The following is a 25,204-nucleotide window of genomic DNA, read 5'->3' on the forward strand; positions in this document are numbered from 1 at the left end:
GGGCCTGGTTGACCAGGCTCGACGATAGCATTAACCCGGGTTCAGCCTGCTGAACCCCTTCAATCAGGTATCTGGAGATGGCCGAACCTCGTTTTATTCACCTGCGCGTCCACAGTGACTACTCCATGATTGATGGATTGGCCAAGACGGCGCCGCTGGTGAAAAGAGCCGCCGCGTTAGCCATGCCTGCTCTGGCAATCACCGATTTCACCAACCTGTGCGGGCTGGTGAAGTTTTACGGCAGCGCGCACGGCGCCGGGATCAAACCGATCATCGGCGCGGATTTTCATGTGCAAAGCGAAGAGCTGGGCGACGAGTTGGCTCAGCTGACGGTGCTGGCCAGCAACAACGAAGGCTACCAGAACCTGACGCTGCTGATTTCCCGCGCCTATCAGCGTGGCTACGGCGCCGCCGGCCCGACCATCGATCGCGACTGGCTGATTGAACATCGCGAAGGGCTGATTCTGCTCTCCGGCGCGCGTCAGGGCGACGTCGGCAAGTTTCTGCTGCGCGGCAACCAGGCGCAGGTGGATCAGTGCCTGGACTTTTACCAGCAGCACTTCCCGGACTGTTACTACCTGGAACTGATCCGCACCGGCCGCCCGGACGAAGAGAACTACCTGCATACGGCGGTGGCGCTGGCCACCGAACGCGGTTTGCCGGTGGTGGCCACCAACGACGTGCGCTTCCTGGTGGAAGACGATTTCGACGCCCATGAGATTCGCGTCGCCATCCACGACGGCTTTACGCTGGACGATCCCAAGCGGCCGCGTAACTACAGCCCGCAGCAATACATGCGCAGCGAAGACGAGATGTGCGAGCTGTTCGCCGACATTCCGGAAGCGCTGCTGAACAGCGTCGAGATCGCCAAGCGCTGCAACGTCACCATTCGCCTCGGCGAATACTTCCTGCCGCAGTTCCCGACCGGCGACATGAGCACCGAGGACTTCCTGGTACTCAAATCGAAAGAAGGGCTGGAAGAGCGTCTCGAGTTCCTGTTCCCCGATCCTGACGTGCGCGCGCAGCGCCGCCCGGAATACGACGAGCGTCTGGACGTCGAGCTGAAGGTGATCAACCAGATGGGGTTCCCCGGCTACTTCCTGATCGTGATGGAGTTTATCCAGTGGTCGAAGGACAACAACGTACCGGTGGGGCCGGGGCGCGGCTCCGGCGCCGGTTCCTTGGTGGCCTATGCGTTGAAAATCACCGACCTCGATCCACTGGAGTTCGACCTGCTGTTCGAACGCTTCCTGAACCCGGAACGTGTCTCGATGCCCGACTTCGACGTCGACTTCTGCATGGAGAAGCGCGACCAGGTGATCGAGCACGTGGCGGAGATGTACGGCCGCGAAGCGGTATCGCAGATCATCACCTTTGGCACCATGGCGGCGAAAGCGGTTATCCGCGACGTGGGCCGCGTGCTGGGGCACCCGTACGGCTTCGTCGATCGTATCTCCAAGCTGGTGCCGCCGGATCCAGGCATGACGCTGGAAAAAGCCTTTGCCGCCGAACCGCAGCTGCCGGAAATTTACGAGGCCGACGAAGAGGTCAAGGCGCTGATCGACATGGCGCGCAAGCTGGAAGGGGTGACGCGCAACGCCGGTAAACACGCCGGGGGCGTGGTGATCGCGCCGACCAAAATCACCGACTTCGCGCCGCTGTACTGCGATGCCGAAGGGCACCACCCGGTGACCCAGTTCGACAAGAACGACGTGGAATACGCCGGGCTGGTGAAGTTTGACTTCCTCGGTCTGCGTACCCTGACCATCATCGACTGGGCGCTGGAGATGATCAACGCCCGGCGCGCCAAGACCGGGCTGGAGCCGATCGATATCGCCGCCATTCCGCTCGACGACAAGAAAAGCTTCGACATGCTGCAACGCTCGGAAACCACGGCGGTGTTCCAGCTTGAATCGCGCGGCATGAAAGACCTGATCAAACGTCTGAAGCCCGACTGTTTCGAAGACATGATCGCACTGGTGGCGCTGTTCCGCCCGGGGCCGCTGCAGTCGGGCATGGTGGATAACTTCATCGACCGCAAGCACGGCCGCGAAGAGATCTCCTACCCGGATATCCAGTGGCAGCACGAGTCGCTCAAGCCGGTGCTGGAACCGACCTACGGCATCATCCTGTATCAGGAACAGGTGATGCAGATTGCCCAGGTGTTGGCGGGCTATACCCTGGGCGGCGCGGACATGCTGCGCCGTGCAATGGGTAAAAAGAACCCGGTCGAGATGGCCAAGCAGCGCGGCGGCTTTGAAGACGGCGCCAAATCACGCGGCATCGACGGCGAACTGTCGGTAAAAATCTTCGACCTGGTGGAGAAATTCGCCGGTTACGGCTTCAACAAATCGCACTCCGCCGCCTATGCGCTGGTGTCGTATCAGACGCTGTGGCTGAAGGCGCACTACCCGGCCGAGTTTATGGCGGCGGTGATGACCGCCGATATGGACAACACCGACAAAGTGGTGGGGCTGGTGGACGAATGTTGGCGCATGGGGCTGAAGATCCTGCCGCCGGACATCAACAGCGGCCTGTATCACTTCCACGTCAACGACGACGGCGAGATCGTTTACGGCATCGGCGCCATCAAGGGGGTGGGGGAAGGGCCGATCGAAGCCATTATCGAGGCGCGCAACAGCGGCGAGCAGGGCTACTTCAAAGACCTGTTCGACCTGTGCGCGCGCTCCGACATCAAGAAACTGAACCGCCGCATTTTGGAAAAACTGATCATGTCCGGGGCGTTCGATCGCCTTGGGCCGCACCGCGCCGCGCTGATGAATTCGCTCGGCGACGCGTTGAAAGCGGCGGATCAGCATGCGAAAGCCGAAGCGATCGGCCAGGTGGATATGTTTGGCGTGCTGGCGGAAGCGCCGGAGCAGGTGGAGCAATCCTACGCCAATATCGCGCCCTGGCCGGAGCAGGTGGTGCTGGACGGTGAGCGGGAGACGCTGGGGTTGTACCTGACCGGCCACCCGATCACTCAGTACCTGAAGGAGATCGAACGTTACGCCGGTGGCCAGCGTTTGAAAGACATGCACCCGACGGATCGGGGCAAAATGACCACCGCCGTCGGGCTGGTGGTCGCCGCGCGGGTGATGGTAACCAAGCGCGGCAACCGCATCGGCATCTGTACATTGGATGACCGTTCGGGCCGTCTGGAAGTGATGCTATTCACCGAAGCGTTAGAAAAATACCAGCATTTGTTGGAAAAAGACCGTATCCTTATCGCCAGTGGACAGGTCAGCTTTGATGACTTTAGCGGCGGGCTTAAAATGATGGCCCGTGAGGTAATGGACATCAGTGAAGCCCGGGAAAAATACGCTCGCGGGCTTGCTATCTCGCTGACTGACAGGCAAATTGATGACCAGCTTTTGAACCGTCTCCGTCAGTCGTTGGAACCCCATCGATCGGGGACGATTCCAGTGCATCTCTACTATCAACGGGAAGATGCGCGAGCCAAGCTGCGTTTTGGCGCAACCTGGCGCGTGACGCCCACCGACCGCTTGTTGATAGACTTGCGGACGTTGGTAGGCAATGAGCAGGTGGACTTGGAATTTGACTAAAATAGGAATGCTATGAGTCTGAATTTTCTTGATTTTGAACAGCCGATTGCAGAGCTGGAAGCGAAAATTGACTCGCTGACTGCAGTCAGCCGTCAAGACGAAAAATTAGATATTAATCTGGACGAAGAGGTTCAGCGCCTGCGTGAAAAGAGCGTTGAGCTGACGCGCAAGATTTTTGCCGATCTTGGGGCCTGGCAGATTGCCCAATTGGCACGCCACCCGCGCCGTCCTTATACCCTGGATTATATCAAACACATCTTTACCGACTTCGAAGAGTTGGCGGGCGATCGCGCTTACGCCGACGACAAAGCGATCGTCGGCGGTATTGCGCGCCTGGATGGCCGCCCGGTGATGATCATCGGGCACCAGAAAGGCCGTGAGACCAAAGAGAAAATCCGCCGCAACTTCGGCATGCCGGCGCCGGAAGGCTACCGCAAGGCGCTGCGCCTGATGGAAATGGCCGCGCGCTTCAAGATGCCGATCATCACCTTTATCGATACCCCGGGCGCTTATCCGGGCGTGGGCGCGGAAGAACGCGGCCAGTCCGAAGCCATCGCGCGCAACCTGCGTGAGATGTCGCGTCTGAACGTACCGGTCATCTGCACCGTCATCGGCGAAGGCGGCTCCGGCGGCGCGCTGGCGATCGGCGTGGGCGATAAGGTGAACATGCTGCAATACAGCACCTACTCGGTGATTTCGCCGGAAGGCTGTGCTTCCATCCTGTGGAAGAGCGCCGACAAGGCGCCGCTGGCTGCAGAAGCGATGGGCATTACCGCGCCGCGCCTGAAAGAGCTGAAGCTGATCGACTCGGTGATCCCGGAGCCGCTGGGTTCCGCGCACCGCGACGTGCCGGCGATGGCCGCCGCGCTGAAAGCGCAGCTGCTGGCCGATCTGAAAGATCTGGACGGTCTGAACGACGAAGAGTTGCTCAACCGTCGCTACCAGCGTCTGATGAACTACGGCTACTGCTGAGTTCTGTGTTTCGCTGCAAGAAACCGCCTCAGGGCGGTTTTTTTTTGGCTACACACCGCCGGATTTTCGTGGTGTTATAGAGACTTGGCCGTTAACTGACAGGAGCTGCCGATGAATATCATCGCCATCATGGGCCCGACGGGCGTCTACTACAAAGATGAGCCGATCCGCGAGCTCCATGCTGCGCTGGCCGCCATGGGATTCCAGCTGGTGTACCCCAAAAACAGCGGTGACCTGCTGAAGCTGGTCGAAGCCAATGCCCGCATCTGCGGGGTGATCTTCGACTGGGACGACTACAGCCTGGAGCTGTGCAGCGAGATCAACGAGCTGAACGAATACCTGCCGTTGTATGCCTTTATCAATACCCACTCGACCTTTGACGTCAGCCTGCATGAAATGCGCATGGTGCTCTATTTCTTCGAGTATGGCCTGAACGCGGCGGACGATATTGCGCAGCGCATCCAGCAGTACACCGCAGAATATATCGACACCATTACGCCGCCGCTGACCAAGGCGCTGTTCAACTATGTGCGTGAAGGGAAGTACACCTTCTGCACGCCGGGCCACATGGCCGGCACCGCGTTCCAGAAAAGCCCGGTGGGCTGCCTGTTCTATGACTTCTTCGGCGCCAATACCCTGAAGGCCGACATCTCGATTTCGGTCACCGAGCTTGGGTCGCTGCTGGATCACACTGGGCCGCACCTGGAGGCCGAAGAGTATATCGCGCGCACCTTCAACGCCGAGCAGAGCTATCTGGTCACCAACGGTACCTCCACCGCCAACAAGATCGTCGGCATGTATTCGGCGCCGGCCGGCAGCACGGTGCTGATCGACCGCAACTGCCACAAATCGCTGTGCCATCTGCTGATGATGAGCGATATTGTGCCGATCTATCTGCGCCCGCTGCGCAACGCCTACGGCATCCTCGGCGGCATTCCGCAGCGCGAGTTTACCCGCGCCAGCATCGCTGCCCGGGTGCAGGAGATCCCGAACGCCACCTGGCCGGTGCACGCGGTGATCACCAATTCCACCTACGACGGCCTGCTGTACAACACCGACTTTATCAAGAACACCCTGGACGTGAAGTCGATCCATTTCGATTCCGCCTGGGTGCCTTACACCAACTTCCATCCGATTTACGACGGCAAGAGCGGCATGAGCGGCGAGCGGGTGCCCGGTAAGGTTTTCTACGAAACCCAGTCGACGCATAAGCTGCTGGCGGCCTTCTCGCAGGCTTCGATGATTCATATCAAGGGCGATTACGACGAGAGCACCTTCAACGAAGCTTACATGATGCACACCACCACCTCGCCGCACTACGGCATCGTGGCGTCGATGGAGACCGCCGCCGCCATGCTGCGCGGCAACCCGGGGCGCCGCTTAATCAACCGTTCGGTGGAGCGTGCGCTGCATTTTCGCCGTGAAGTGCAGCGGCTGCGCGAGGAGAGCGACAGTTGGTTCTTCGACATTTGGCAGCCGGAAGAGATCGATGAGGCGCAGTGCTGGCCATTGGATCCGGACGACAACTGGCACGGTTTCGGCCAGACCGATCGCGATCACATGTACCTCGATCCGATCAAGGTGACGATCCTGACGCCGGGCATGAACGAGCTGGGCACGCTGGAAGAGGAGGGGATCCCGGCGGCGCTGGTGGCGAAGTACCTCGACGAGCGCGGCATCGTGGTGGAGAAGACCGGGCCGTACAACCTGCTGTTCCTGTTCAGCATCGGCATCGACAAAACCAAGGCGATGAGCCTGCTGCGCGGCCTGACCGATTTCAAGCGCGCCTACGATCTCAACCTGCGGGTGAAGAACATGCTGCCGGATTTGTACGCCGAGGATCCGGATTTCTATCGCCATATGCGCATTCAGGATCTGGCCGCCGGCATTCATCGTCTGATCTGCCAACACGATCTGCCGCGGCTGATGCAGCGGGCGTTTGACGTGCTGCCGGAAATGAAGCTGACGCCGCACCAGATGTTCCAGGAGCAGGTGCGCGGCAACGTGGAAACCTGCGAGCTGGATCAGCTGGTGGGCAAGGTGGCGGCCAATATGATCCTGCCGTATCCGCCGGGCGTGCCGCTGGTGATGCCGGGGGAAATGATCACCGAAGAGAGCCGGGCGGTACTCGATTTTCTGCTGATGCTGTGCTCGATCGGCGAACGCTATCCCGGTTTCGAAACCGACATCCACGGCGCCAAACTGACGGAAGACGGGCGCTATCTGGTGAAGGTGTTGAAGGCCCCGCAGCCGTAATGCATAACACGCCCGGCGGTTTGGAAGATATGCCGGGCGTTCTCATTGACGGCATCGCCGCCGCCGGATACCTTGCCTCATCAGACCGAACAGGAGAGGGTTTCTATGCTGGCGTTACGTCAGGTACACCATATCGCGATCATTGGCGCGGACTACGCCGCCAGCAAGCGTTTTTACTGCGACATTCTCGGATTTACCCTGCTGAGTGAAATTTACCGCGAGGAGCGCGATTCCTGGAAAGCGGATCTGGCGCTCAACGGGCAATACACCCTTGAGCTGTTTTCTTTCCCCTCGCCGCCGGCCCGCGTCAGCCGCCCGGAGGCCTGCGGCCTGCGCCATCTGGCGTTCAGCGTTGACGATATCGAGCAGGCCATCGCCCATTTACAAGCGGCCGGCGTCAACTGCGAACCGGTACGCATCGATCCTTATACCCAATCCCGCTTTACCTTTTTCAGCGATCCTGATGGTTTACCGTTAGAATTATATGAGAGATAAATGCTTAATCACCCTCCGGCGGCCACAGCCGGGGGCGGTTATGCTATGATCGCGCCCTTGCCCTACATGCCTACAGAGTTATTTCCGCCATGCAAGAGCCTGCTTTTCGCGTCGGGGAGTGGCTGGTTACCCCTGCCGACAACACCATCAACCGCGACGGACGCCAAAAAACGCTGGAACCGCGCCTGATCGACATGCTGTGCTATTTCGCCCGGCATCCCGATGTGGTGCTGAGCCGCGACGAGCTGATCGACAACGTCTGGAAACGCAATATCGTTACCAACCACGTGGTGACCCAATGCATTTCAGAACTGCGCAAGTACCTGAAGGACGGCGACGGCGACAGCCCGGAATACATTATCACCGTGCCCAAGCGCGGGTATAAGCTGGCGGCATCGGTGATCTGGTGTGAAGAGGGGGAGACGCAACCCGCTCCCGCAACGGCGCCGCAGATTGCGGTGATCATGCATGAACCGGAAGACGGCAGCGAGGAAGAGGAGACGCCGTATGTGCCGCCGCGCCGAACCAGCGCACCGCCTGCCGCGCCTGGCGAAAAGAAGCCGCGCTTTTATCGCCGCTCGACTTTCTGGGTGTGGCTGGCGTTTCTCAGCGCCCTGAGCGTCTGCGTGGCGTTTGTCGGCATCGCCACGCTGTCGCAGCGTGTGCCGGTATCGACCATGCCGGTGTTGCTCAACCCGCGCGATATCGATATCCGCATTCAAGGCGGCGAGAGCTGCAGTAACTGGATGCCGCAGCTCTCTTATGTGGTGGGCGTCAGTGAGCTGGTCACCGATTCGCTGAACACCTACTCGACCTTCCTGGTGCATGATCAGACCAATTACAATTATTCCGGCCCCAGTAACTCGGGCAAGTCGCTGTATATCGAGTTCGTCAATCAGCGCCACTACCGCGCCCAACAGTGCTTCCTGTCCGTGCGGCTGGTGGATAACGCCGACAGCTCAGTCATGCTGGACAAGCGTTACTTCATCACCGCCGATAACCAGCTGAAGATCCAGACCGACTTTCTCTCCAGCCTGTCCACGGCGCTAAAGCAGCCCTGGCCGCCGCAGCTGGAGCAGCGTCTGGCTCAGCTGCTGCCTGACAACGGGCCGTTGCTGCAGCGTTTCTACCAGGCGCATCAGTTGCTGATCCACGGCGACGCCGATTCATTGACCCGCGCCAGCGCTCAGCTGAGCGAGCTGATTAAAAGCGCGCCGAACTTCCACTATCTGCTGGCGGAAAAAGCGCTGGTGGATCTGCTGCGCAATTCTTATCAACCGTTCGACAGCCAGGCCCTGGCACAATTGCGCGCCGATATCAGCCATCTGGCGACGATCCCCGAATTGAAGAACACGCCGATCATGCAACAAGTTCTGGCGGTAGATGCGTTGGCGCAGGGGCGCATTGACGAAGCGCACCGGGCGATCGATCTGGGGATTGAATTGCAAATGTCGTGGCTGAATTATGTGCTGCTGGGCAAGGTATATGAAATGCAGGGGCAGAATCATTTGGCGGCGGATTCTTATATTACCGCATTCAATCTTCGCCCCGGCGAAGATACATTGCATTGGATCACCAATGGCGTATTCCAGACGTCATTGACCAACGTAGTGCCTTATTTAAATAACTACCAGCGCCAATAAGTAACCGATATCACGCCGCCATGATTCTCCGGCAATCATGGCGGCGTTATTTATTGGTGAAAGCATGTTGCGCGATTGTGTTATTTTGCTGCGTGGTATTGTTCTTTTTTTTCCGTTTGTTATGCGTAATTAACGTGTGCATATATTTGTTTTTTAACGATGTTTATCTTTTCTTTAGCTAACCTTTTTATCTTGATGTGTTAATAAAAAACCTCAGGTTATCATTTGTATGATCATGAGCGTAATCTCACTTTATCTTTAGGACTTTATTCCCGCCGATGGTTAGCATCCTGACTATCAAGCCGGCTCATTAAAATTTTTTATTTATGGGTGCGGCTTATAAGAAACGTAAATCAGGAGAAACTGACCATGGCTTCACCCAAGAAAATAGGGCTTATTGCCTGCACCGGCGTCGTCGCCGGTAATATGATGGGGAGCGGGATTGCCTTATTGCCCGCCAACCTGGCGAGTCTCGGATCCATCGCCATTTGGGGATGGGTGATCTCGATTATCGGGGCGATGTCGCTGGCCTATGTGTATGCCCGCCTCGCCACCAAAAACCCGCAGCAGGGCGGCCCTATCGCCTACGCCGGCGAAATTTCCCCGGCCTTCGGTTTCCAGACCGGCGTGCTTTATTACCATGCCAACTGGATCGGTAACCTGGCCATCGGCATTACCGCCGTTTCTTATCTCTCTACCTTCTTCCCGGCGCTGAACAACCCGGTCCCTGCCGGCATCGCCTGTATTGCCATCGTCTGGGTCTTCACCTTCGTGAACATGCTGGGCGGGACCTGGGTCAGCCGTTTGACCACCCTCGGCCTGGTGCTGGTGCTGATCCCGGTGATCGTGACCGCCACCATCGGCTGGCACTGGTTTGACGTCGCCACCTATCAGGCTAACTGGAATACCTCCGGCACCACCGACAGCCATGCGGTCATCAAAAGTATCCTGCTGTGCCTGTGGGCGTTTATCGGCGTGGAATCCGCGGCGGTCAGCACCGGCATGGTGAAAAACCCGAAACGCACCGTGCCGCTGGCGACCATGCTCGGCACCGGCCTGGCGGGCATTATCTACATCGCCGCCACCCAGGTGATCAGCGGTATGTTCCCGGCGTCTGAAATGGCCGCCAGCGGCGCGCCGTTCGCCATCAGCGCCTCGGCGATTATGGGCAACTGGGCCGCACCGATGGTTTCCGCCTTCACCGCCTTCGCCTGCCTGACCTCACTCGGTTCGTGGATGATGCTGGTCGGCCAGGCCGGGGTCCGCGCCGCCAACGACGGCAACTTCCCGAAAGTGTACGGCGAGCTGGATAAAAACGGCATTCCGAAGAAAGGCCTGCTGCTGGCCGGCTGCAAAATGACCGCGCTGATGGTGCTGATCACCCTGATGAGCTCCGCCGGCGGTAAAGCGTCCGACCTGTTCGGCGAGCTGACCGGCATCGCGGTGCTGTTGACCATGCTGCCTTACTTCTACTCTTGCGTAGACCTGATTCGCTTCGAAGGGGTTAACGTGCGCAACCTGCTGAGCCTGATCGCTTCGGTGTGCGGCTGCGGCTTCTGCTTCATCGCGCTGATGGGCGCCAACTCTTTCGAACTGTCCGGCACCTTTATCATCAGCCTGATTATCCTGATGTTCTACGCCCGGAAAATGAATACCCGCCAGGCTGCCAGCGCAGCGGCGGTCGATGAAAACACCACGGCCAAAGCGCACTGATTCGCGTCCGCTGACCGACTGAACTTACCCAGCCCCTTTCTTTCCGACCTGTCAGCCGCGACGGGAAGGGGCTTGCTTTGCCAGGAGAAATGCATATGAACGTTATCGCCATCATGAATCACATGGGTGTCTACTTCAAAGAAGAGCCTATCCGTGAACTGCATCAGGCGTTGGAAAGCCTGGATTTCCGCATCGTTTACCCTAACGATCGCGAAGACCTGCTGAAACTGATCGAGAACAACGCCCGTCTGTGCGGGGTGATCTTCGACTGGGACAAATACAACCTGGAACTGTGCGAAGAGATCAGCCAGCTGAACGAGTACATGCCGCTGTATGCGTTCGCCAACACCTATTCGACGCTGGACGTCAGCCTGAACGATCTGCGCATGCAGGTGCGCTTCTTCGAATATGCGCTGGGCGCGGCAACCGACATCGCCGCCAAGATCAAACAGAATACCGATGAGTATATCGACACCATCCTGCCGCCGTTGACCAAGGCGCTGTTCAAATACGTGCGCGAAGGCAAATACACCTTCTGTACGCCGGGCCACATGGGCGGTACCGCGTTCCAGAAAAGCCCGGTGGGCAGTATCTTCTACGATTTCTTTGGCCCGAACACCATGAAGTCGGATATCTCGATTTCGGTGTCCGAACTGGGATCGCTGCTGGATCACTCCGGCCCGCACAAAGAGGCGGAAGAGTACATTTCCCGCGTATTCAACGCCGAACGCAGCTACATGGTCACCAACGGCACCTCTACCGCCAACAAGATCGTCGGCATGTATTCGGCGCCGGCGGGCAGCACGGTGCTGATTGACCGTAACTGCCACAAGTCGCTGACTCACCTGATGATGATGAGCGACATCACGCCGATCTACTTCCGCCCGACCCGCAACGCCTACGGCATCCTCGGCGGTATTCCGCAGAGCGAGTTCCAGCGCGCCACCATCGCCAAACGCGTGAAGGACACCCCGAACGCCACCTGGCCGGTGCACGCGGTGATCACCAACTCCACCTATGACGGCTTGCTGTACAACACCGACTTTATCAAGAACACCCTGGACGTGAAGTCTATCCACTTCGATTCCGCCTGGGTGCCTTACACCAACTTCCACCCGATCTATAAAGGCAAGTGCGGCATGAGCGGCGGCCGCGTGGAGGGCAAGGTGATCTATGAAACCCAGTCCACCCACAAGCTGCTGGCGGCCTTCTCGCAGGCTTCGATGATTCATGTGAAGGGCGACATCAACGAAGAAACCTTCAACGAAGCCTACATGATGCACACCACCACTTCGCCGCACTACGGCATCGTGGCGTCGACCGAAACCGCCGCGGCGATGATGAAAGGCAACGCCGGCAAACGCCTGATCAACGGCTCTATCGAGCGTGCGATCAAGTTCCGTAAAGAGATCAAACGCCTGAAAGTCGAGTCCGACGGCTGGTTCTTCGACGTCTGGCAGCCGGAGCATATCGATGAGCCGGAATGCTGGCCGCTGCGTTCCGACAGCGCCTGGCACGGTTTCAAAAACATCGACAATGAACACATGTACCTCGATCCGATCAAGGTCACCATCCTGACGCCGGGGATGAGCAAGGAAGGCGAGATGCAGCCGTTCGGTATCCCGGCCAGCATCGTAGCGAAATACCTCGACGAGCGCGGCATCATCGTCGAGAAAACCGGGCCGTACAACCTGCTGTTCCTGTTCAGTATCGGCATCGACAAAACCAAGGCGCTCAGCCTGCTGCGCGCGATGACCGACTTCAAACGCTCGTTCGATCTGAACCTGCGGGTGAAAAACATGCTGCCTTCGCTGTATCAGGAAGCGCCTGATTTCTATGAAAACATGCGCATTCAGGATCTGGCGCAGAACATTCACCGTCTGGTGGAGCAGCACAACCTGCCGGATCTGATGTACCGCGCGTTCGAAGTGCTGCCAACCATGGTGATGAACCCGTACCAGGCGTTCCAGAAAGAGCTGCACGGTGAAGTGGAAGAGGTCTATCTGGAAGAGATGGTCGGCAAGGTCAACGCCAATATGATCCTCCCATACCCACCGGGTGTACCGCTGGTGATGCCGGGCGAAATGCTGACCGAGGAAAGCCGGCCGGTGCTCGAGTTCCTGCAGATGCTGTGCGAAATCGGCGCGCATTATCCGGGCTTTGAAACCGACATTCACGGCGCCTACCGTCAGGCGGACGGACGTTATCGGGTGAAAGTGCTGAAGGCGAAATAACCGCAGCCAATAAGAGGGGAGGCGTTCGCGCTTCCCCTTTGTCGTTCACCGACTGATGGGAGACCACCATGAAAACACCCTCACAGCCGCGCGCAATCTACTATGTCGTAGCCATACAAATTTGGGAATATTTCAGCTTTTACGGCATGCGTGCGTTACTGATTCTCTATCTGACCCACCAACTCGGCTATACCGACAGCCGCGCCATCGATCTCTACAGCGCTTACGCTTCGTTAGTTTATGTCACTCCTATTCTTGGCGGCTGGCTCGCCGACCGTCTGCTGGGCAACCGCGTCGCGGTGATCGCCGGCGCGGCGCTGATGACGCTGGGGCATATCGTGCTCGGCCTGAGCGCGGTCTCTGCCCAGTCGCTCTATCTGGCGCTGGCGATCATCATCTGCGGCTACGGCCTGTTCAAATCCAATATCAGCTGCCTGCTGGGCGAGCTGTATCCGGCGCAGGACTCGCGCCGCGAAGGGGGCTTCTCGCTGCTGTACGCCGCCGGCAACGTCGGCTCCATTCTGGCGCCGATCGCCTGCGGGTTGGCGGCCGAGCGCTATGGCTGGCATGTCGGCTTTGCTCTGGCCGGGATCGGCATGTTCGCCGGCCTGGCGATCTTCCTGCTCGGCGGGCGCCACTTCCGCCACACCCGCGGCGTGAACGCGCCGCTGATGCGCGCCAAAAGCCTGGGTTTGCCGCACTGGGGTTGGTTGCTGGCGGCGCTGCTGGCATCGCCGCTGTTCTTCACGCTGCTGTTTGTGCACGACTGGGCCGGCTATTTGCTCGGGCTGGTATGCGTGGCGGCGGTGGTGCTGGTGGCGCGCATCATGCTGCGTGCGGACGCCGGCCAGCGCCGGGGGCTGTGGCAGATCGTTGTGCTGATGCTGCTGGGCACGCTGTTCTGGGCCTTTGCCCAGCAGGGCGGCAGCTCCATCAGCCTGTTTATCGATCATTTCGTCGACCGGCGCTGGTTCGGTTGGACGGTGCCGACCGCGCTGTTCCAGTCGGTTAACGCCTGCGCGGTGATGCTGGGTGGCGTGGCGCTGGCGTGGCTGGCGAGCGGCGACGGCGCGGGCGACCGCACGCTGCGTATCTGGTGCAAGTTCGCCTTCGGCCTGTTGCTGATCGGCATCGGCTTTACGCTGATGGCGCTCAATGCGCGGTTGCACGGGGCGGGATCGATGGGATTGATGATCGCCGGTCTGGCGGTGATGGGTTTTGCCGAACTGTTTATCGATCCGGTGGCGATGGCGCAGATCACCCGGTTGAACATCCCCGGCGCCACCGGTGTGTTGACCGGTATCTATATGCTGGCGACCGGTTCGATCGCTAACTATCTGGCGGGCATTATCGCCAATCAGACTGCGGAAGATCACATCGAAGGCGCGGCGATGCAGGCCTATGGCCGCGTTTTTGCCCAAATCGGTTGGGGGGCAGCGGGCTGCGCGCTGGCGGTAATTGCGGCGCTGGCGGGCTGGTGGCTGCTGACGCGGCGCCAGGCCCGCACGGTTAATGCTTGATTGATGACGGTAGGCGGAGTTAACGTGCAGCTATGTAGAAGTGACAAAGCCTACCGATGGATACTGATCAATTAACGACGCGGCTGGCAGACCAGTTGGGTGCACAGCAGCGGCTGCTGGTGGCGTTCAGCGGCGGCCTGGATTCCAGCGTGCTGCTGCATCTGCTGGCGGCGTTGCGCCGTCAACGCCCGGCGCTGCAGCTGCGGGCACTGCATGTGCATCACGGCCTGAGCGCCTTTGCCGACCGCTGGGTTGAGCATTGCCGCCGCCGCTGTGCCGACTGGCAGATCCCGCTGACGGTGGCGCATGTGCAGGTGGACGCCCGTCAGGGCGGTATCGAAGCGGCGGCGCGTGTGGCGCGCTATGCCGCCTTCAGCGCCGCCCTAACGGAGGGGGAAGCCCTGCTCACCGCCCAACACCTCGACGATCAAAGCGAAACCTTTTTACTGGCGCTCAAACGCGGCAGCGGGCCGGCGGGGCTGTCGGCGATGGCGGCGCGTGCGACGCTGGGCGAGCACCTGCTGTTGCGGCCGCTGTTGGGCTGCTCGCGCCAGACGCTGGAAAGCTACGCGCAACGCCATGCCTTGACCTGGATAGATGACGACAGCAATCAGGACACGCGCTTCGATCGCAATTTCCTGCGTTTACAGGTGTTGCCGCAGATCAATCAACGCTGGCCGCACTTTGCCTCGGCGGTGGCGCGCAGCGCCGGCCTGTGCGCCGAGCAGGAGCAGCTGCTGGACGAGCTGCTGGCGCAACCGCTGCAAAACCTGTTGGCGGCGGATCGCTCATTGGCGATCGACGGCCTGACGGACTGCTCGCCGGTGCGGCGCTTCGCCTTGCTGCGGCGCTGGATTGCGTTGTTTAACGTCACCATGCCGGCGCGTGAGCAGCTGCAGCGCCTGTGGGAGGAGGTGGCGCTCAGCCGGGAGGATGCCGAGCCGCAGCTGCAGCTCGGTGCCTATCAGATTCGCCGTTTCCGCGGCCGGCTGTACCTGTTGCCACCGCTGGCGGTGCTGCGCGATGTGCATCTGCCCTGGCAACCTGACGAGCCGCTGACGTTGCCGGACGGATTGGGGCGGCTGATCGCCGGTGAGGGTGAACTGGCGCTGCGTGCGCCGCCGCCGTCGCAGCGGATCAGCATTCGTTTCGGCGGCGTGCAGGGCGCGGTGCGCATCGTAGGGCGCGCCCATTCGCGGCCGATAAAAAAACTGTGGCAGGAGTTGGGGATTCCCCCCTGGCAGCGTGAACGCATCCCGTTGATTTATTATGATGAGCAGCTGATCGCCGCGCTGGGCGTATTTGTCTGTGAGGCGGGGCAGGTACCGGAAGGCGAACGCCCTTGGCGGCTGCGCTGGGAAAAAAATAATAATCGTGAGGAGCAATGATGAAGTTTGTGGGGATCACGCTGTTGGCCGCCGGCCTGTTCAGCCTGCCGGCGACGGCGGCGGGGGATGTGGCCGCCGGCCAGGCGAAAGCCGCCGCCTGTGCGGCGTGCCACGGCGCGCAGGGCAAGGTGACGGTGCCGATGTACCCGAATCTGGCCGGGCAGAACGCCATGTACCTGCAGCACGCGCTGCAGGCGTATAAGAAAGGTGAGCGCAACGGCGGCCAGGCCGAAGTGATGAAAGCCTATGTGTCGGGGCTGTCGGATGATGATATTGCCGATCTGGCGGCCTATTACGCCAGCCTCAAGCCTTAAATGACGAGGGCAGCCGTTGGGCTGCCCTGTTGGGATGGGGTTACCGCTGCTCAGTCCGACAGACTGACGACCACGGTACCGATTTCCGGATGACTGAAACTGCTGATATGGTCCAGGCGCAGGTCGCGCTGCTGGCCGTTCTGTTCGATGGTCAAATACTCAACGCGTTTCTTTTGCAGCAGGTCGATCGCCTTGGCCTCGATCACTTCTCCGTCGCGTAACTCCAGCTTCAGAATAAGTTTATGCTGACAGGCGAGTTCCAGGTTGTCGTAGTCATCGCAATTGATGGGTTGGTACTCATCATTCATCAACATAGTCGCTCACCAATAAGTTAGCGGCGGCAAAGGCCGCCTGTTCCCTAACGGAGGACGGTAGCGCGTCGTTCGCTGCGACATCGTCCAATGCCTTTAACGCACAAGCCAGCGCATCAGGCACGTAGCCAAGATCTCCACTGCCAATCTCGGCGTAAGTACGGCGTACTAACTCACAGTATTGTTGCACAGTTTCCTCCCTTAAGAACCTCTGCATCATCAAGACCGCTCTCGCGATGAGGCGCAGGCTCTCGGAGTTTTATCCTATCCCTGACGACTATAGCACAGCTGTTATGGAGTTATCAGCACCCCGACACGCCTTTCGCACTGCGCCGGGCCGGGCCGTGCTGGCGGCGTTCGGCCCTGATCAAGTACACTGTCGCCGGATAATAACGAGGTCACCCATGGCGCTGAAAGCAACCATTTATAAAGCCGCGGTCAATATCGCTGATATGGATCGTCACTTCTACCACGACGCCGCACTGACGCTGGCGCAACACCCGTCCGAAAACGAGCAGCGCATGATGCTGCGCCTGCTGGCCTGGATCTGCCATGCCGACGAACGGCTGGTGTTCACCAAAGGGCTGAGCGCCGACGACGAGCCGGAGATCTGGCAGCGCAACGACCACAACGGGCTGGAAATGTGGATCGAGATGGGATTGCCCGACGAGAAGCGCATTCGCAAGGCCTGCAACCAGTCGCCGCGCGTGGTGCTGTACGCTTACGGCGAGCGCGCCGCGCACGTGTGGTGGCAGGGAATGCAGAGCAAGGTAGCCGGCTACAAGAACCTGAGCGTGCGTTTCCTCGACGATGAACAGCTGGCGCGGCTAACCGCGCTGGCCAGCCGCACCATGGCGCTGCAGGCGACGTTGCAAGAGGGAACTATTTGGCTGTCCGATGCTCAGAATAGTCTGGAAATCCAGTTCGCCGAGTGGCAGCGGGCGCAGGTGTGACCGGTGCTGGAACTGTCAAGAAACGTCGCCATACCGGATAGTGAGCTGGAATTGACGGCGATCCGCGCGCAGGGCGCGGGCGGCCAGCACGTGAACAAAACCTCAACGGCGATCCATTTGCGCTTTGACATCCGGGCATCCAGCCTGCCAGAGTATTATAAGGAACGGCTGCTGGCGCTGAATCATCATCTTATTACCGCTGATGGCGTGGTGATTATCAAGGCGCAAGAGTATCGCAGCCAGGAATTGAATCGCGAAGCGGCGTTGGCCAGGCTGGCCGCGCTGATTCGGCAGGCGATGGTGGTGGAAAAAACGCGCAAGGCGACCAAGCCCACGAAAGGGGCCAAACTGCGTCGCCTGGAGGGCAAGGCGCGTAAAGGCGCCACCAAGGCGCTGCGCGGCAAGGTTCGCACTTAGGAATACATGAACACAGTAGGAGAATAACTGTGAAAAAAATTACGGTAGCCCTGTTCCTCGCGGCAGGCGCACTCTCGTTGTTGGGATGCAACAATCATTATCAACCGAAGGAACAACCGCTGCAGCCGATGCCGCAGAGCTATCAAGGGGTGTTGCCTTGCGCCGATTGCGGCGGTCTGGATACGGCGCTGTTCCTGGATGAGGACGGCACCTTCGTGCTGCAGGAAACCTATCGCGGCACCAAAGACGGCGATCAGACCTTTGCCGATTACGGTAAATGGGCGCGCACTGCGGATAAACTGGTGCTGACCGACAGTAACGGCGAAAAACGCTACTTCCGCCCGGTGGGCAAGAGCCTGGAAATGCTGGATCGCAGCGGCGTGCCGATCGAGTCCAAGCTGAATTACCGCCTGGATCCGGTTGAGAAACCGTTGCCTAAAACGCCGATGACGTTGAAAGGCAGCTACACCTATATGGCGGACGCGGCAGTCTTCAAGGACTGCGCTACCGGCAAAACCTTCCCGGTGGACAACAACATCGCGCTGGAGCAAGGTTACGCCAAAGCATACAAGACCGCCGGTGAGCCGGTATTCCTGACGTTCAGCGCACACTTCAGCGTGCAGCCGTCGATGGAAGAAGGTCTGACCGAGAAGGCGCTGGTGCCGGACGGTAAAATCGCCTTCGACCGCAGCAAGAACTGCAGCAGCAAATAAGCGATTTCGGATATAAAAAAACCCGCCTGAGCGGGTTTTTTATTTTCTGACGTTCGTCGCTTAGCGTTTGATCTGGCCCAGCAGGAAATCAACGATTTCGCCGGTTTTGATCATTTGCTTCTCGCCGACGCGGCGGTTCTTGTACTCGATCTCTTCGTTGTCGAGGTTACGGTCGCCGATAACGATAGAGTGCGGCACGCCGATCAGCTCCATATCCGCGAACATCACGCCCGGGCGCTCTTTGCGGTCATCGAGGATCACGTCGATACCGTGGGAGCGCAGGGTGTTGTACAGCTCTTCGGCCAGCGCCTGCACGCGGAACGACTTGTGCATATTCATCGGCAGAATAGCGACCTGGAACGGCGCGATGGCGTCCGGCCAGATGATGCCGCGTTCGTCATGGTTCTGCTCGATGGCGGCGGCCACGACGCGCGTAACCCCGATGCCGTAGCAACCCATGGTCAGCACCTGGTTACGGCCGTCTTCGCCCTGCACGGTCGCTTTCATCGCTTCCGAGTACTTGGTGCCGAGCTGGAAGATATGGCCCACTTCGATGCCGCGTTTGATCAGCAGCGTGCCCTGACCGTCCGGGCTGGCGTCGCCTTCCACCACGTTACGGATATCGGCCACCTGTGGCAGCGGCAGATCGCGCTCCCAGTTGATGCCGAAGTAGTGTTTGCCGTCAACGTTGGCGCCGGCGCCAAAGTCGCTCATCGCCGCTACGCTGCGGTCAGCCACCACCGGCATCGGCAGGTTGACCGGGCCGAGTGAACCCGGGCCGGCGCCGACGATGGCGCGAATTTCTTCTTCGGTGGCGAAGGTCAGCGGCGCGGCAACCTGCGCCAGCTTCTCGGCCTTGATTTCGTTCAGCTCGTGATCGCCGCGCACCAGCAGGGCAACCAGCTTGTGGCCGCTCTCTTCGGTGGCGCGCACCATCAGCGTCTTCACGGTTTTTTCCACCGGCAGCGGGAACTGCTCGATCAGCTCGGCGATGGTTTTGGCGTTCGGCGTATCCACCAGGCGCAGCGCTTCGCTGGCCGCCGCGCGTGGAGCCGCCGGCGCGACCGCTTCCGCCAGCTCGATGTTGGCGGCGAAGTCGGAACCGGTGGAGAACACGATATCGTCTTCACCGCTGTCTGCCAGCACCTGGAATTCGTGCGAGGCGCTGCCGCCGATCGAGCCGGTATCGGCCTGCACCGGGCGGAAATCCAGGCCCATGCGGTTGAAGATTTTGCTGTACGCTTCGTACATCGCGTCGTAAGTCTCCTGCAGAGACTCCTGCGAGGTGTGGAAGGAGTAGGCATCCTTCATCAGGAACTCACGGGAACGCATTACGCCGAAACGCGGGCGCACTTCATCACGGAACTTGGTCTGAATCTGGAAGAAGTTCAGTGGCAGCTGTTTGTACGAGCTGATCTCGTTGCGGATCAGATCGGTGATCACTTCTTCATGCGTCGGGCCCAGCACGAACGGACGATCGCCGCGATCGACGAAGCGCAGCAGCTCGGGGCCGTATTGCTCCCAACGGCCGCTTTCCTGCCACAGATCGGCAGGCTGAACCACCGGCATGGAAACTTCGATCGCGTTAGCATTGTTCATCTCTTCGCGAACGATGTTTTCAACCTTTTTCAGAACGCGCAGGCCGGTCGGTAGCCAGGTGTAAAGACCGGAGGCCAGCTTGCGGATCATCCCGGCGCGCAGCATCAGCTGGTGGCTGATCACTTCGGCGTCGGCAGGTGTCTCCTTCAGAGTGGAGAGCAGATATTGGCTAGTACGCATGGTGTTTTGGTTCCGTTAGAACTGCAAATTGCATCGGGCTGCCAGAGTGGCGGCCAAAAGTGACAAAAGTGGTTTAGTTTACCAGCGCGAGCGGGTCGCCAAAAGAGAGGCGGCGGAATTTTAACGCGGGTCGAGCGCCAACACTTCGGTATGGCCGTCCACGACGCGCCAGCGCACGTTGAAATCCAGCAGCCAGACGGCGTAGTCCCGTTCGACGTCCTCTCCTTTACGATAGGCGGGACGGGGGTCCTGCGCCAGCACCTGGCTGATAAAACGCCGTAATTGCGGGTAACGCGCCTGATGCTGCTGCAGCTGCTGCTCGGCCTGCGGCGCGAAGCACACCGGCATATCGCCGGCGGGCGCGGCCTGGGCAAAACCGGCGCGGGCCTGCGGCTGGTTCTCGGCGAACGGCAGATAAGGCTTGATGTCTACCACCGGTGTGCCGTCGACCAGATCGAGGCTGCCCAGCTCCAGCACCACTTCGCCATTTTTCACCCGCACGCCTTTCAGCTCAATGAGGGACATGCCGAGCGGATTGGGGCGGAAGGTGGAACGGGTGGCGAACACGCCCATGCGGGCATTGCCGCCTAAACGCGGTGGGCGCACCGTCGGCCGCCAGCCGCCTTCCAGGGTTTGATGGAAAATAAACATCACCCACAGATGGCTGAAATCGCTGAGGCCGCGCACCGCCTCTGCCTGGTTGTAGGGCGGCAGCAGCAGCAGTTCGCCGCCACCGTCTTCGACCAGCCCCGGCTGGCGGGGAACGGCGAATTTTTCTTTATACGGCGAGCGGATCACGCCGATCTGCTCGAAAACGAATTCGGTCATTTGGACGAGACGTTAAGCGCCGAACCCTGGCAAACGGCCTGCTGGTAACAACCGGCGACGCCGCTGACAATCTGGCAGTCGTGCAGCAGCACGGCGTTGGCCTTCATGTAAGACGCACGGATTTGCATGCGTTTACGGGCGGTGGCCAGGTTTGGTGGGGAGTCTTGTACGGTGGTTTGGCAAGATTCGCCGGACACTTCACCCAGATCGCGGAACGGCTTGCCCACGAGCTCTTCTGCACTCTTGTACAGTTTTACCGGGGCGGGGCGCGCGGCCGGCGTGGTTTTGGCCGGGGCGGTCGCGGTCGGCTTGCTGGTGCTGCTTGTTGAGGACGGCGCGATACGTTGCGATGAACATCCGGCCAGCGCGAGCGCTAACAAACAGAGAGGTAAAACACGCATTGAGATTCCTCTGCCTTAATGAAAGTGGCGCTATTGAAGCAATCTATGGCGGAAATAACAAGACGGGCCTTGGCCCGTCTTGCAATTATAGGAATAAAATGGGTGAATAAGCGCTTACCAGCCTTTCACCGCTCCGCCGTTGAAGATTTTGTTGGCGGCGGCGTCAACTTCGTCAGACTGGTAGGCCTGCACGAATTTCTTCACGTTTTCCGCATCTTTGTTATCTTCGCGCGCAACCAGCAGGTTGACGTAAGGCGAGTCTTTATCTTCCACGAACAGGCCGTCTTTCGCCGGCGTCAGGCCGATCTGGCTGGCGTAAGTGGTGTTGATCACCGCCAGTGCGATCTGCTGATCGTCCAGAGAACGTGGCAGCTGAGGCGCTTCCAGCTCAACCAGCTTCAGGTTTTTCGGGTTCTCGGTCACGTCCAGCACGGTTGGCAGCAGGCCAACGCCGTCTTTCAGTTTGATCAGACCGACTTTCTGCAGCAACAGCAGCGAACGGCCCAGGTTGGTCGGATCGTTAGGCAGTGCGATCTGAGAACCGTCCTTCAGCTCGGCCAGCGATTTGATTTTCTTGGAGTAACCGGCGATCGGGTAAACGAAGGTGTTGCCGACCGGCACCAGCTTGTAGCCGCGATCTTTAATCTGCTGATCCAGGTACGGTTTGTGCTGGAAGGCGTTCAGGTCGATATCGCCTTTACTCAGCGCTTCGTTAGGCAACACGTAGTCGTTGAAGGTCACCAGCTCAACGTCCAGACCGTATTTCTCTTTCGCCACTTTCTGAGCCACTTCAGCTACTTGCTGTTCAGCGCCGACGATTACGCCGACCTTGATGTGGTTCGGATTCTTTTCATCCTGGCCACAGCCCGCCAGGGCCAGAGTGCCGATCAGTGCGCCAATTGCCGCGATGGATTTAAATTTTAACGACATATCCCTTCCTCATTAGACTCGCATTAATATGCGGTGAAACTATTTATGGGTAACGGCTTTGACGATGCGATCGCCGCAGAACTGGATCAGATAAACCAAAACTACCAGTAATACTAATACGGTATTCATCACTGTGGCGTTATAACCGATATAACCGTATTGGTAACCGATTTGGCCCAGACCGCCGGCGCCCACCGCGCCGCCCATGGCGGAGTAGCCCACCAGGGTGATCAGCGTGATGGTTGCGGCGTTGACCAGGCCCGGCAGGGCTTCCGGCAACAACACTTTTTTGATGATCTGCATCGGCGTGGCGCCCATGGCGCGCGCCGCTTCCACCAGACCGGACGGGATCTCCAGCAGGGCGTTTTCCACCATGCGAGCGATGAACGGTGCGGCGCCCACGGTCAACGGCACGATCGCCGCCTGCAGACCGATCGAGGTGCCGACGATCATGCGGGTAAACGGTATCATCCAAACCAGCAGGATAATGAACGGGATGGAACGGAAGATGTTCACCAACCCGGACAGGATTTTATACAGCGAGTTGTTGGCGATGATCTGCCCCGGGCGGGTGACATACAACAGCACGCCTACCGGCAGGCCGAGCACGAAACCGAAGAAGCCGGAGACAAAGGTCATCATGACGGTTTCCCACACGCCGCGCGCCATCAACCACATCATTGCCTCAGACATAACCCAAAACCTCTACTTTTACCTGATTTTCCTGCAGGAACTTAATCGTCGCCAGCGCGTCTTCATCGCTGCCGTGCAGCTCCGCCAGCATCACGCCGAATTTCACGCCGCCGGCATAATCCATCTGGGCGCTGATAATGTTGTTGTTCACGTTGAAGCGGCGAGCGGCTTCAGACAGCAGCGGCGCGTCGACCGACTGGCCGGTGAACTCCAGGCGCAGCAGCGGCTGGCGGCCGCCCTGACGCTCCGGCGACAGGCGCGCGGCGTAGTCGTCCGGGATATCCAGATGCAGCGTGGACTGAATGAACTGTTGCGCCAGCGGGGTTTTTGGGTGCGAGAACACTTCGCTGACGCTGTCTTTTTCGATCAGCTGCCCCTGGCTGATGACCGCGACCTGGTCGCAGATGCGTTTCACCACGTCCATTTCATGGGTGATCAGCAAAATGGTCAGGCCCAGGCGGCGGTTGATGTCTTTCAGCAGCTCCAGGATGGAACGGGTGGTAGCCGGATCCAGCGCGCTGGTGGCTTCATCACACAGCAGCACTTTAGGGTTGCTGGCCAGCGCACGGGCGATAGCCACACGCTGTTTCTGGCCGCCGGACAGGTTGGCCGGGTAGGCGTCGTGCTTGTCCGCCAGGCCGACCAGCTCCAGCAGTTCTGTCACGCGCTTTTTAATCTCGGCGCGCGGCGTGTTGTCCAGCTCCAGCGGCAGCGCCACGTTGCCGAACACCGTGCGGGAAGAGAGCAGGTTGAAGTGCTGGAAGATCATGCCGATTTGGCGACGGGCGCGCGTCAGTTCGCTTTCCGACAGCGAGGTCAGATCCTGGCCATCGACCAGCACCTGGCCGGACGTCGGGCGCTCCAGCATGTTGGCGCAGCGGATCAGCGTGCTTTTACCGGCGCCGGAAGAGCCGATAACGCCATAGATTTGCCCGGCAGGGACGTGAAGGGTCACGTCAGAGAGCGCGGTAATGGTGCGCGAACCCTGCTGGAACACTTTAGTGATGTTAGAAAGTTTAATCATATTTTTCTTATTTTAGCGTGGTTGCCCGTGGCTAGATAAAAGTAAACCTCGGCGTGGAACCAAGGCATGGATCAGATGTTAAGGCGTCTAGACGTCTAAGTCAACGGCCAACGACGTTCTCCGGCGTTCTCAGTGCGGGGTAAAACATGCGATACTGTCAGCGTATACAGGCCCTCAGGAGCAAAGCGGTGACACAAAGCGTTCCAGCAATTTTTCTCGATCGTGACGGTACGATTAACGTTGACCATGGCTATGTCCATGAGATCGACAACTTCCACTTTATTGACGGCGTGATTGACGCCTGTCGCGAACTCAAAAAGATGGGCTTCGCGTTGGTGATGGTGACCAACCAGTCCGGCATTGCGCGCGGCAAGTTCAGCGAAGACCAATTTATGTACCTGACCGAGTGGATGGACTGGTCGCTGGCCGATCGCGACGTCGACTTCGACGGCATCTATTTCTGCCCGCATCATCCAGAGGCAGTAATAGAAGAGTATCGTCAGGTGTGTGACTGCCGTAAACCGCAGCCGGGCATGCTGCTGCAAGCGCAGCAGGAATTGAACATCGATATGGCCGCTTCTTATATGGTGGGCGATAAACCGGAAGATATGCAGGCGGCGATCGCGGCCGGCGTTGGTACCAAGGTATTGGTGCGCACCGGCAAGCCGGTGACCGAGCAGGGCGAACAGCTGGCCGATTGGGTGCTAAATAGCCTGGCGGACCTGCCGGCAGCCATCAAAAAGCGGGTTTAATAAGCGTTACGAGTGAATAGTGAGCGGTCAGATAAAAAATGCATATTATCGCTTGTCATTCTGAACCGGCTCCCTATAATGCGCCTCCATCGACACGGCGCAAGTGATTCACTTCACGCAGCGGCCGGGAAGAAAGAGAAAAAATCCTGAAAATTAGGGTTGACTCTGAAAGAGGAAAGCGTAATATACGCCACCTCGAGTTAGCAAGCGAAAGCGCCTAACTCACTGCTCTTTAACAATTTATCAGACAATCTGTGTGGGCACTCCACAAGACGATATCCAGCATCTTCGGATGCAAAAAA

Annotated in this window: 22 protein-coding genes; 14 read left to right on the plus strand and 8 right to left on the minus strand. The window is 59.1% G+C overall.

The features are described from left to right. Positions 1-77 precede the first annotated feature (77 nt). The 10 genes from dnaE to M6G53_RS16505 all read left to right on the plus strand — a co-directional run bounded on the left by dnaE (position 78) and on the right by M6G53_RS16505 (position 16,101). On the plus strand, positions 78-3,566 hold the full coding sequence (gene dnaE / locus M6G53_RS16460) for a DNA polymerase III subunit alpha (RefSeq protein WP_253333017.1): 3,489 nt from the start codon (positions 78-80) through the stop codon (positions 3,564-3,566). A gap of 12 nt (positions 3,567-3,578) precedes the next feature. After that, on the plus strand, positions 3,579-4,538 hold the full coding sequence (gene accA, locus M6G53_RS16465) for an acetyl-CoA carboxylase carboxyl transferase subunit alpha (protein WP_004931972.1): 960 nt from the start codon (positions 3,579-3,581) through the stop codon (positions 4,536-4,538). Positions 4,539-4,649: 111 nt separating this feature from the next. Next, the gene (locus tag M6G53_RS16470; RefSeq protein WP_253333019.1) at positions 4,650-6,794 is read left to right on the plus strand and encodes a lysine decarboxylase LdcC; all 2,145 of its coding nucleotides are present in this window, start codon (positions 4,650-4,652) and stop codon (positions 6,792-6,794) included. Between the two features lie 105 nt (positions 6,795-6,899). Next, positions 6,900-7,289 carry a VOC family protein gene (locus M6G53_RS16475; protein ID WP_253333021.1) on the plus strand — a complete coding sequence of 130 codons (390 nt, stop codon included), beginning with the start codon at positions 6,900-6,902 and terminating at the stop codon, positions 7,287-7,289. Positions 7,290-7,378: 89 nt separating this feature from the next. Next, on the plus strand, positions 7,379-8,932 hold the full coding sequence (cadC, locus tag M6G53_RS16480) for a lysine decarboxylation/transport transcriptional activator CadC (protein WP_253333023.1): 1,554 nt from the start codon (positions 7,379-7,381) through the stop codon (positions 8,930-8,932). Positions 8,933-9,301: 369 nt separating this feature from the next. Next, positions 9,302-10,645 carry a cadaverine/lysine antiporter gene (gene cadB / locus M6G53_RS16485; RefSeq protein ID WP_253333025.1) on the plus strand — a complete coding sequence of 448 codons (1,344 nt, stop codon included), beginning with the start codon at positions 9,302-9,304 and terminating at the stop codon, positions 10,643-10,645. A gap of 95 nt (positions 10,646-10,740) precedes the next feature. Then, positions 10,741-12,879, plus strand: a complete 2,139-nt coding sequence (gene cadA, locus M6G53_RS16490; RefSeq protein WP_194572711.1) for a lysine decarboxylase CadA — start codon at positions 10,741-10,743, stop codon at positions 12,877-12,879. Between the two features lie 68 nt (positions 12,880-12,947). After that, positions 12,948-14,399 carry a dipeptide permease DtpD gene (dtpD, locus tag M6G53_RS16495; protein WP_253333027.1) on the plus strand — a complete coding sequence of 484 codons (1,452 nt, stop codon included), beginning with the start codon at positions 12,948-12,950 and terminating at the stop codon, positions 14,397-14,399. A 56-nt stretch (positions 14,400-14,455) separates the two neighbouring features. Continuing rightward, a complete protein-coding gene (gene tilS / locus M6G53_RS16500; RefSeq protein ID WP_253333029.1) occupies positions 14,456-15,787 on the plus strand; it encodes a tRNA lysidine(34) synthetase TilS in 1,332 nt (443 codons plus the stop codon). Then, positions 15,787-16,101, plus strand: a complete 315-nt coding sequence (locus tag M6G53_RS16505) for a c-type cytochrome (RefSeq protein WP_253333046.1) — start codon at positions 15,787-15,789, stop codon at positions 16,099-16,101. The genes tilS and M6G53_RS16505 overlap by 1 nt, the downstream gene beginning before the upstream one ends. A gap of 50 nt (positions 16,102-16,151) precedes the next feature. On the opposite strand, the gene rof is transcribed toward M6G53_RS16505, so the two are convergent. Both rof and M6G53_RS16515 read right to left on the minus strand, forming a co-directional pair. Further along, entirely contained in the window at positions 16,152-16,415 is a 264-nt protein-coding gene (gene rof / locus M6G53_RS16510) for a Rho-binding antiterminator (protein WP_004931991.1), read from the minus strand. Then, positions 16,402-16,602, minus strand: coding sequence for a YaeP family protein (locus M6G53_RS16515; protein WP_004931993.1), 201 nt, complete (start codon positions 16,600-16,602; stop codon positions 16,402-16,404). Before M6G53_RS16515 ends, rof begins: the two co-directional genes overlap by 14 nt. A 214-nt stretch (positions 16,603-16,816) precedes the next feature. Here M6G53_RS16515 and M6G53_RS16520 point away from each other — a divergent pair, with 214 nt between their 5' ends. Genes M6G53_RS16520 through nlpE form a run of 3 tightly spaced genes read left to right on the plus strand, consistent with a single transcriptional unit; the run spans position 16,817 to position 18,495 of the window. Further along, entirely contained in the window at positions 16,817-17,365 is a 549-nt protein-coding gene (locus tag M6G53_RS16520; RefSeq protein WP_253333032.1) for a YaeQ family protein, read from the plus strand. A gap of 3 nt (positions 17,366-17,368) precedes the next feature. Further along, positions 17,369-17,782 carry an alternative ribosome rescue aminoacyl-tRNA hydrolase ArfB gene (gene arfB, locus M6G53_RS16525; RefSeq protein ID WP_253333034.1) on the plus strand — a complete coding sequence of 138 codons (414 nt, stop codon included), beginning with the start codon at positions 17,369-17,371 and terminating at the stop codon, positions 17,780-17,782. A gap of 29 nt (positions 17,783-17,811) precedes the next feature. Next, complete coding sequence (gene nlpE, locus M6G53_RS16530) at positions 17,812-18,495, plus strand: envelope stress response activation lipoprotein NlpE (protein WP_033649820.1); 684 nt, start codon at positions 17,812-17,814, stop codon at positions 18,493-18,495. Between the two features lie 60 nt (positions 18,496-18,555). Here nlpE and proS read toward each other — a convergent pair whose 3' ends face one another. From proS to metN, 6 genes are all read right to left on the minus strand, one after another. After that, positions 18,556-20,274: a proline--tRNA ligase gene (proS, locus tag M6G53_RS16535; RefSeq protein ID WP_253333036.1), complete on the minus strand. Its 1,719-nt coding sequence runs from the start codon at positions 20,272-20,274 to the stop codon at positions 18,556-18,558. Between the two features lie 120 nt (positions 20,275-20,394). Next, positions 20,395-21,102 (minus strand): tRNA (N6-threonylcarbamoyladenosine(37)-N6)-methyltransferase TrmO, encoded by a 708-nt coding sequence (gene tsaA / locus M6G53_RS16540; protein ID WP_253333038.1) that lies wholly within the window; start codon positions 21,100-21,102, stop codon positions 20,395-20,397. Beyond that, positions 21,099-21,503, minus strand: coding sequence for an Rcs stress response system protein RcsF (gene rcsF, locus M6G53_RS16545; protein WP_073533757.1), 405 nt, complete (start codon positions 21,501-21,503; stop codon positions 21,099-21,101). Before rcsF ends, tsaA begins: the two co-directional genes overlap by 4 nt. A 114-nt stretch (positions 21,504-21,617) precedes the next feature. Continuing rightward, complete coding sequence (locus M6G53_RS16550) at positions 21,618-22,433, minus strand: MetQ/NlpA family lipoprotein (RefSeq protein WP_253333040.1); 816 nt, start codon at positions 22,431-22,433, stop codon at positions 21,618-21,620. 39 nt (positions 22,434-22,472) lie between these two features. Continuing rightward, positions 22,473-23,126, minus strand: a complete 654-nt coding sequence (locus tag M6G53_RS16555; protein WP_004932010.1) for a methionine ABC transporter permease MetI — start codon at positions 23,124-23,126, stop codon at positions 22,473-22,475. Continuing rightward, positions 23,119-24,150, minus strand: a complete 1,032-nt coding sequence (metN, locus tag M6G53_RS16560; RefSeq protein ID WP_019455782.1) for a methionine ABC transporter ATP-binding protein MetN — start codon at positions 24,148-24,150, stop codon at positions 23,119-23,121. The genes M6G53_RS16555 and metN overlap by 8 nt, the downstream gene beginning before the upstream one ends. Before the next feature lie 188 nt (positions 24,151-24,338). Here metN and gmhB point away from each other — a divergent pair, with 188 nt between their 5' ends. Beyond that, on the plus strand, positions 24,339-24,902 hold the full coding sequence (gmhB, locus tag M6G53_RS16565; RefSeq protein WP_038874480.1) for a D-glycero-beta-D-manno-heptose 1,7-bisphosphate 7-phosphatase: 564 nt from the start codon (positions 24,339-24,341) through the stop codon (positions 24,900-24,902). The last annotated feature ends 302 nt before the right edge of the window (positions 24,903-25,204 follow it).

The sequence above is a fragment of the Serratia nevei genome, assembly GCF_024160145.1.
Taxonomy (GTDB): Bacteria; Pseudomonadota; Gammaproteobacteria; order Enterobacterales; family Enterobacteriaceae; genus Serratia; species Serratia nevei_A.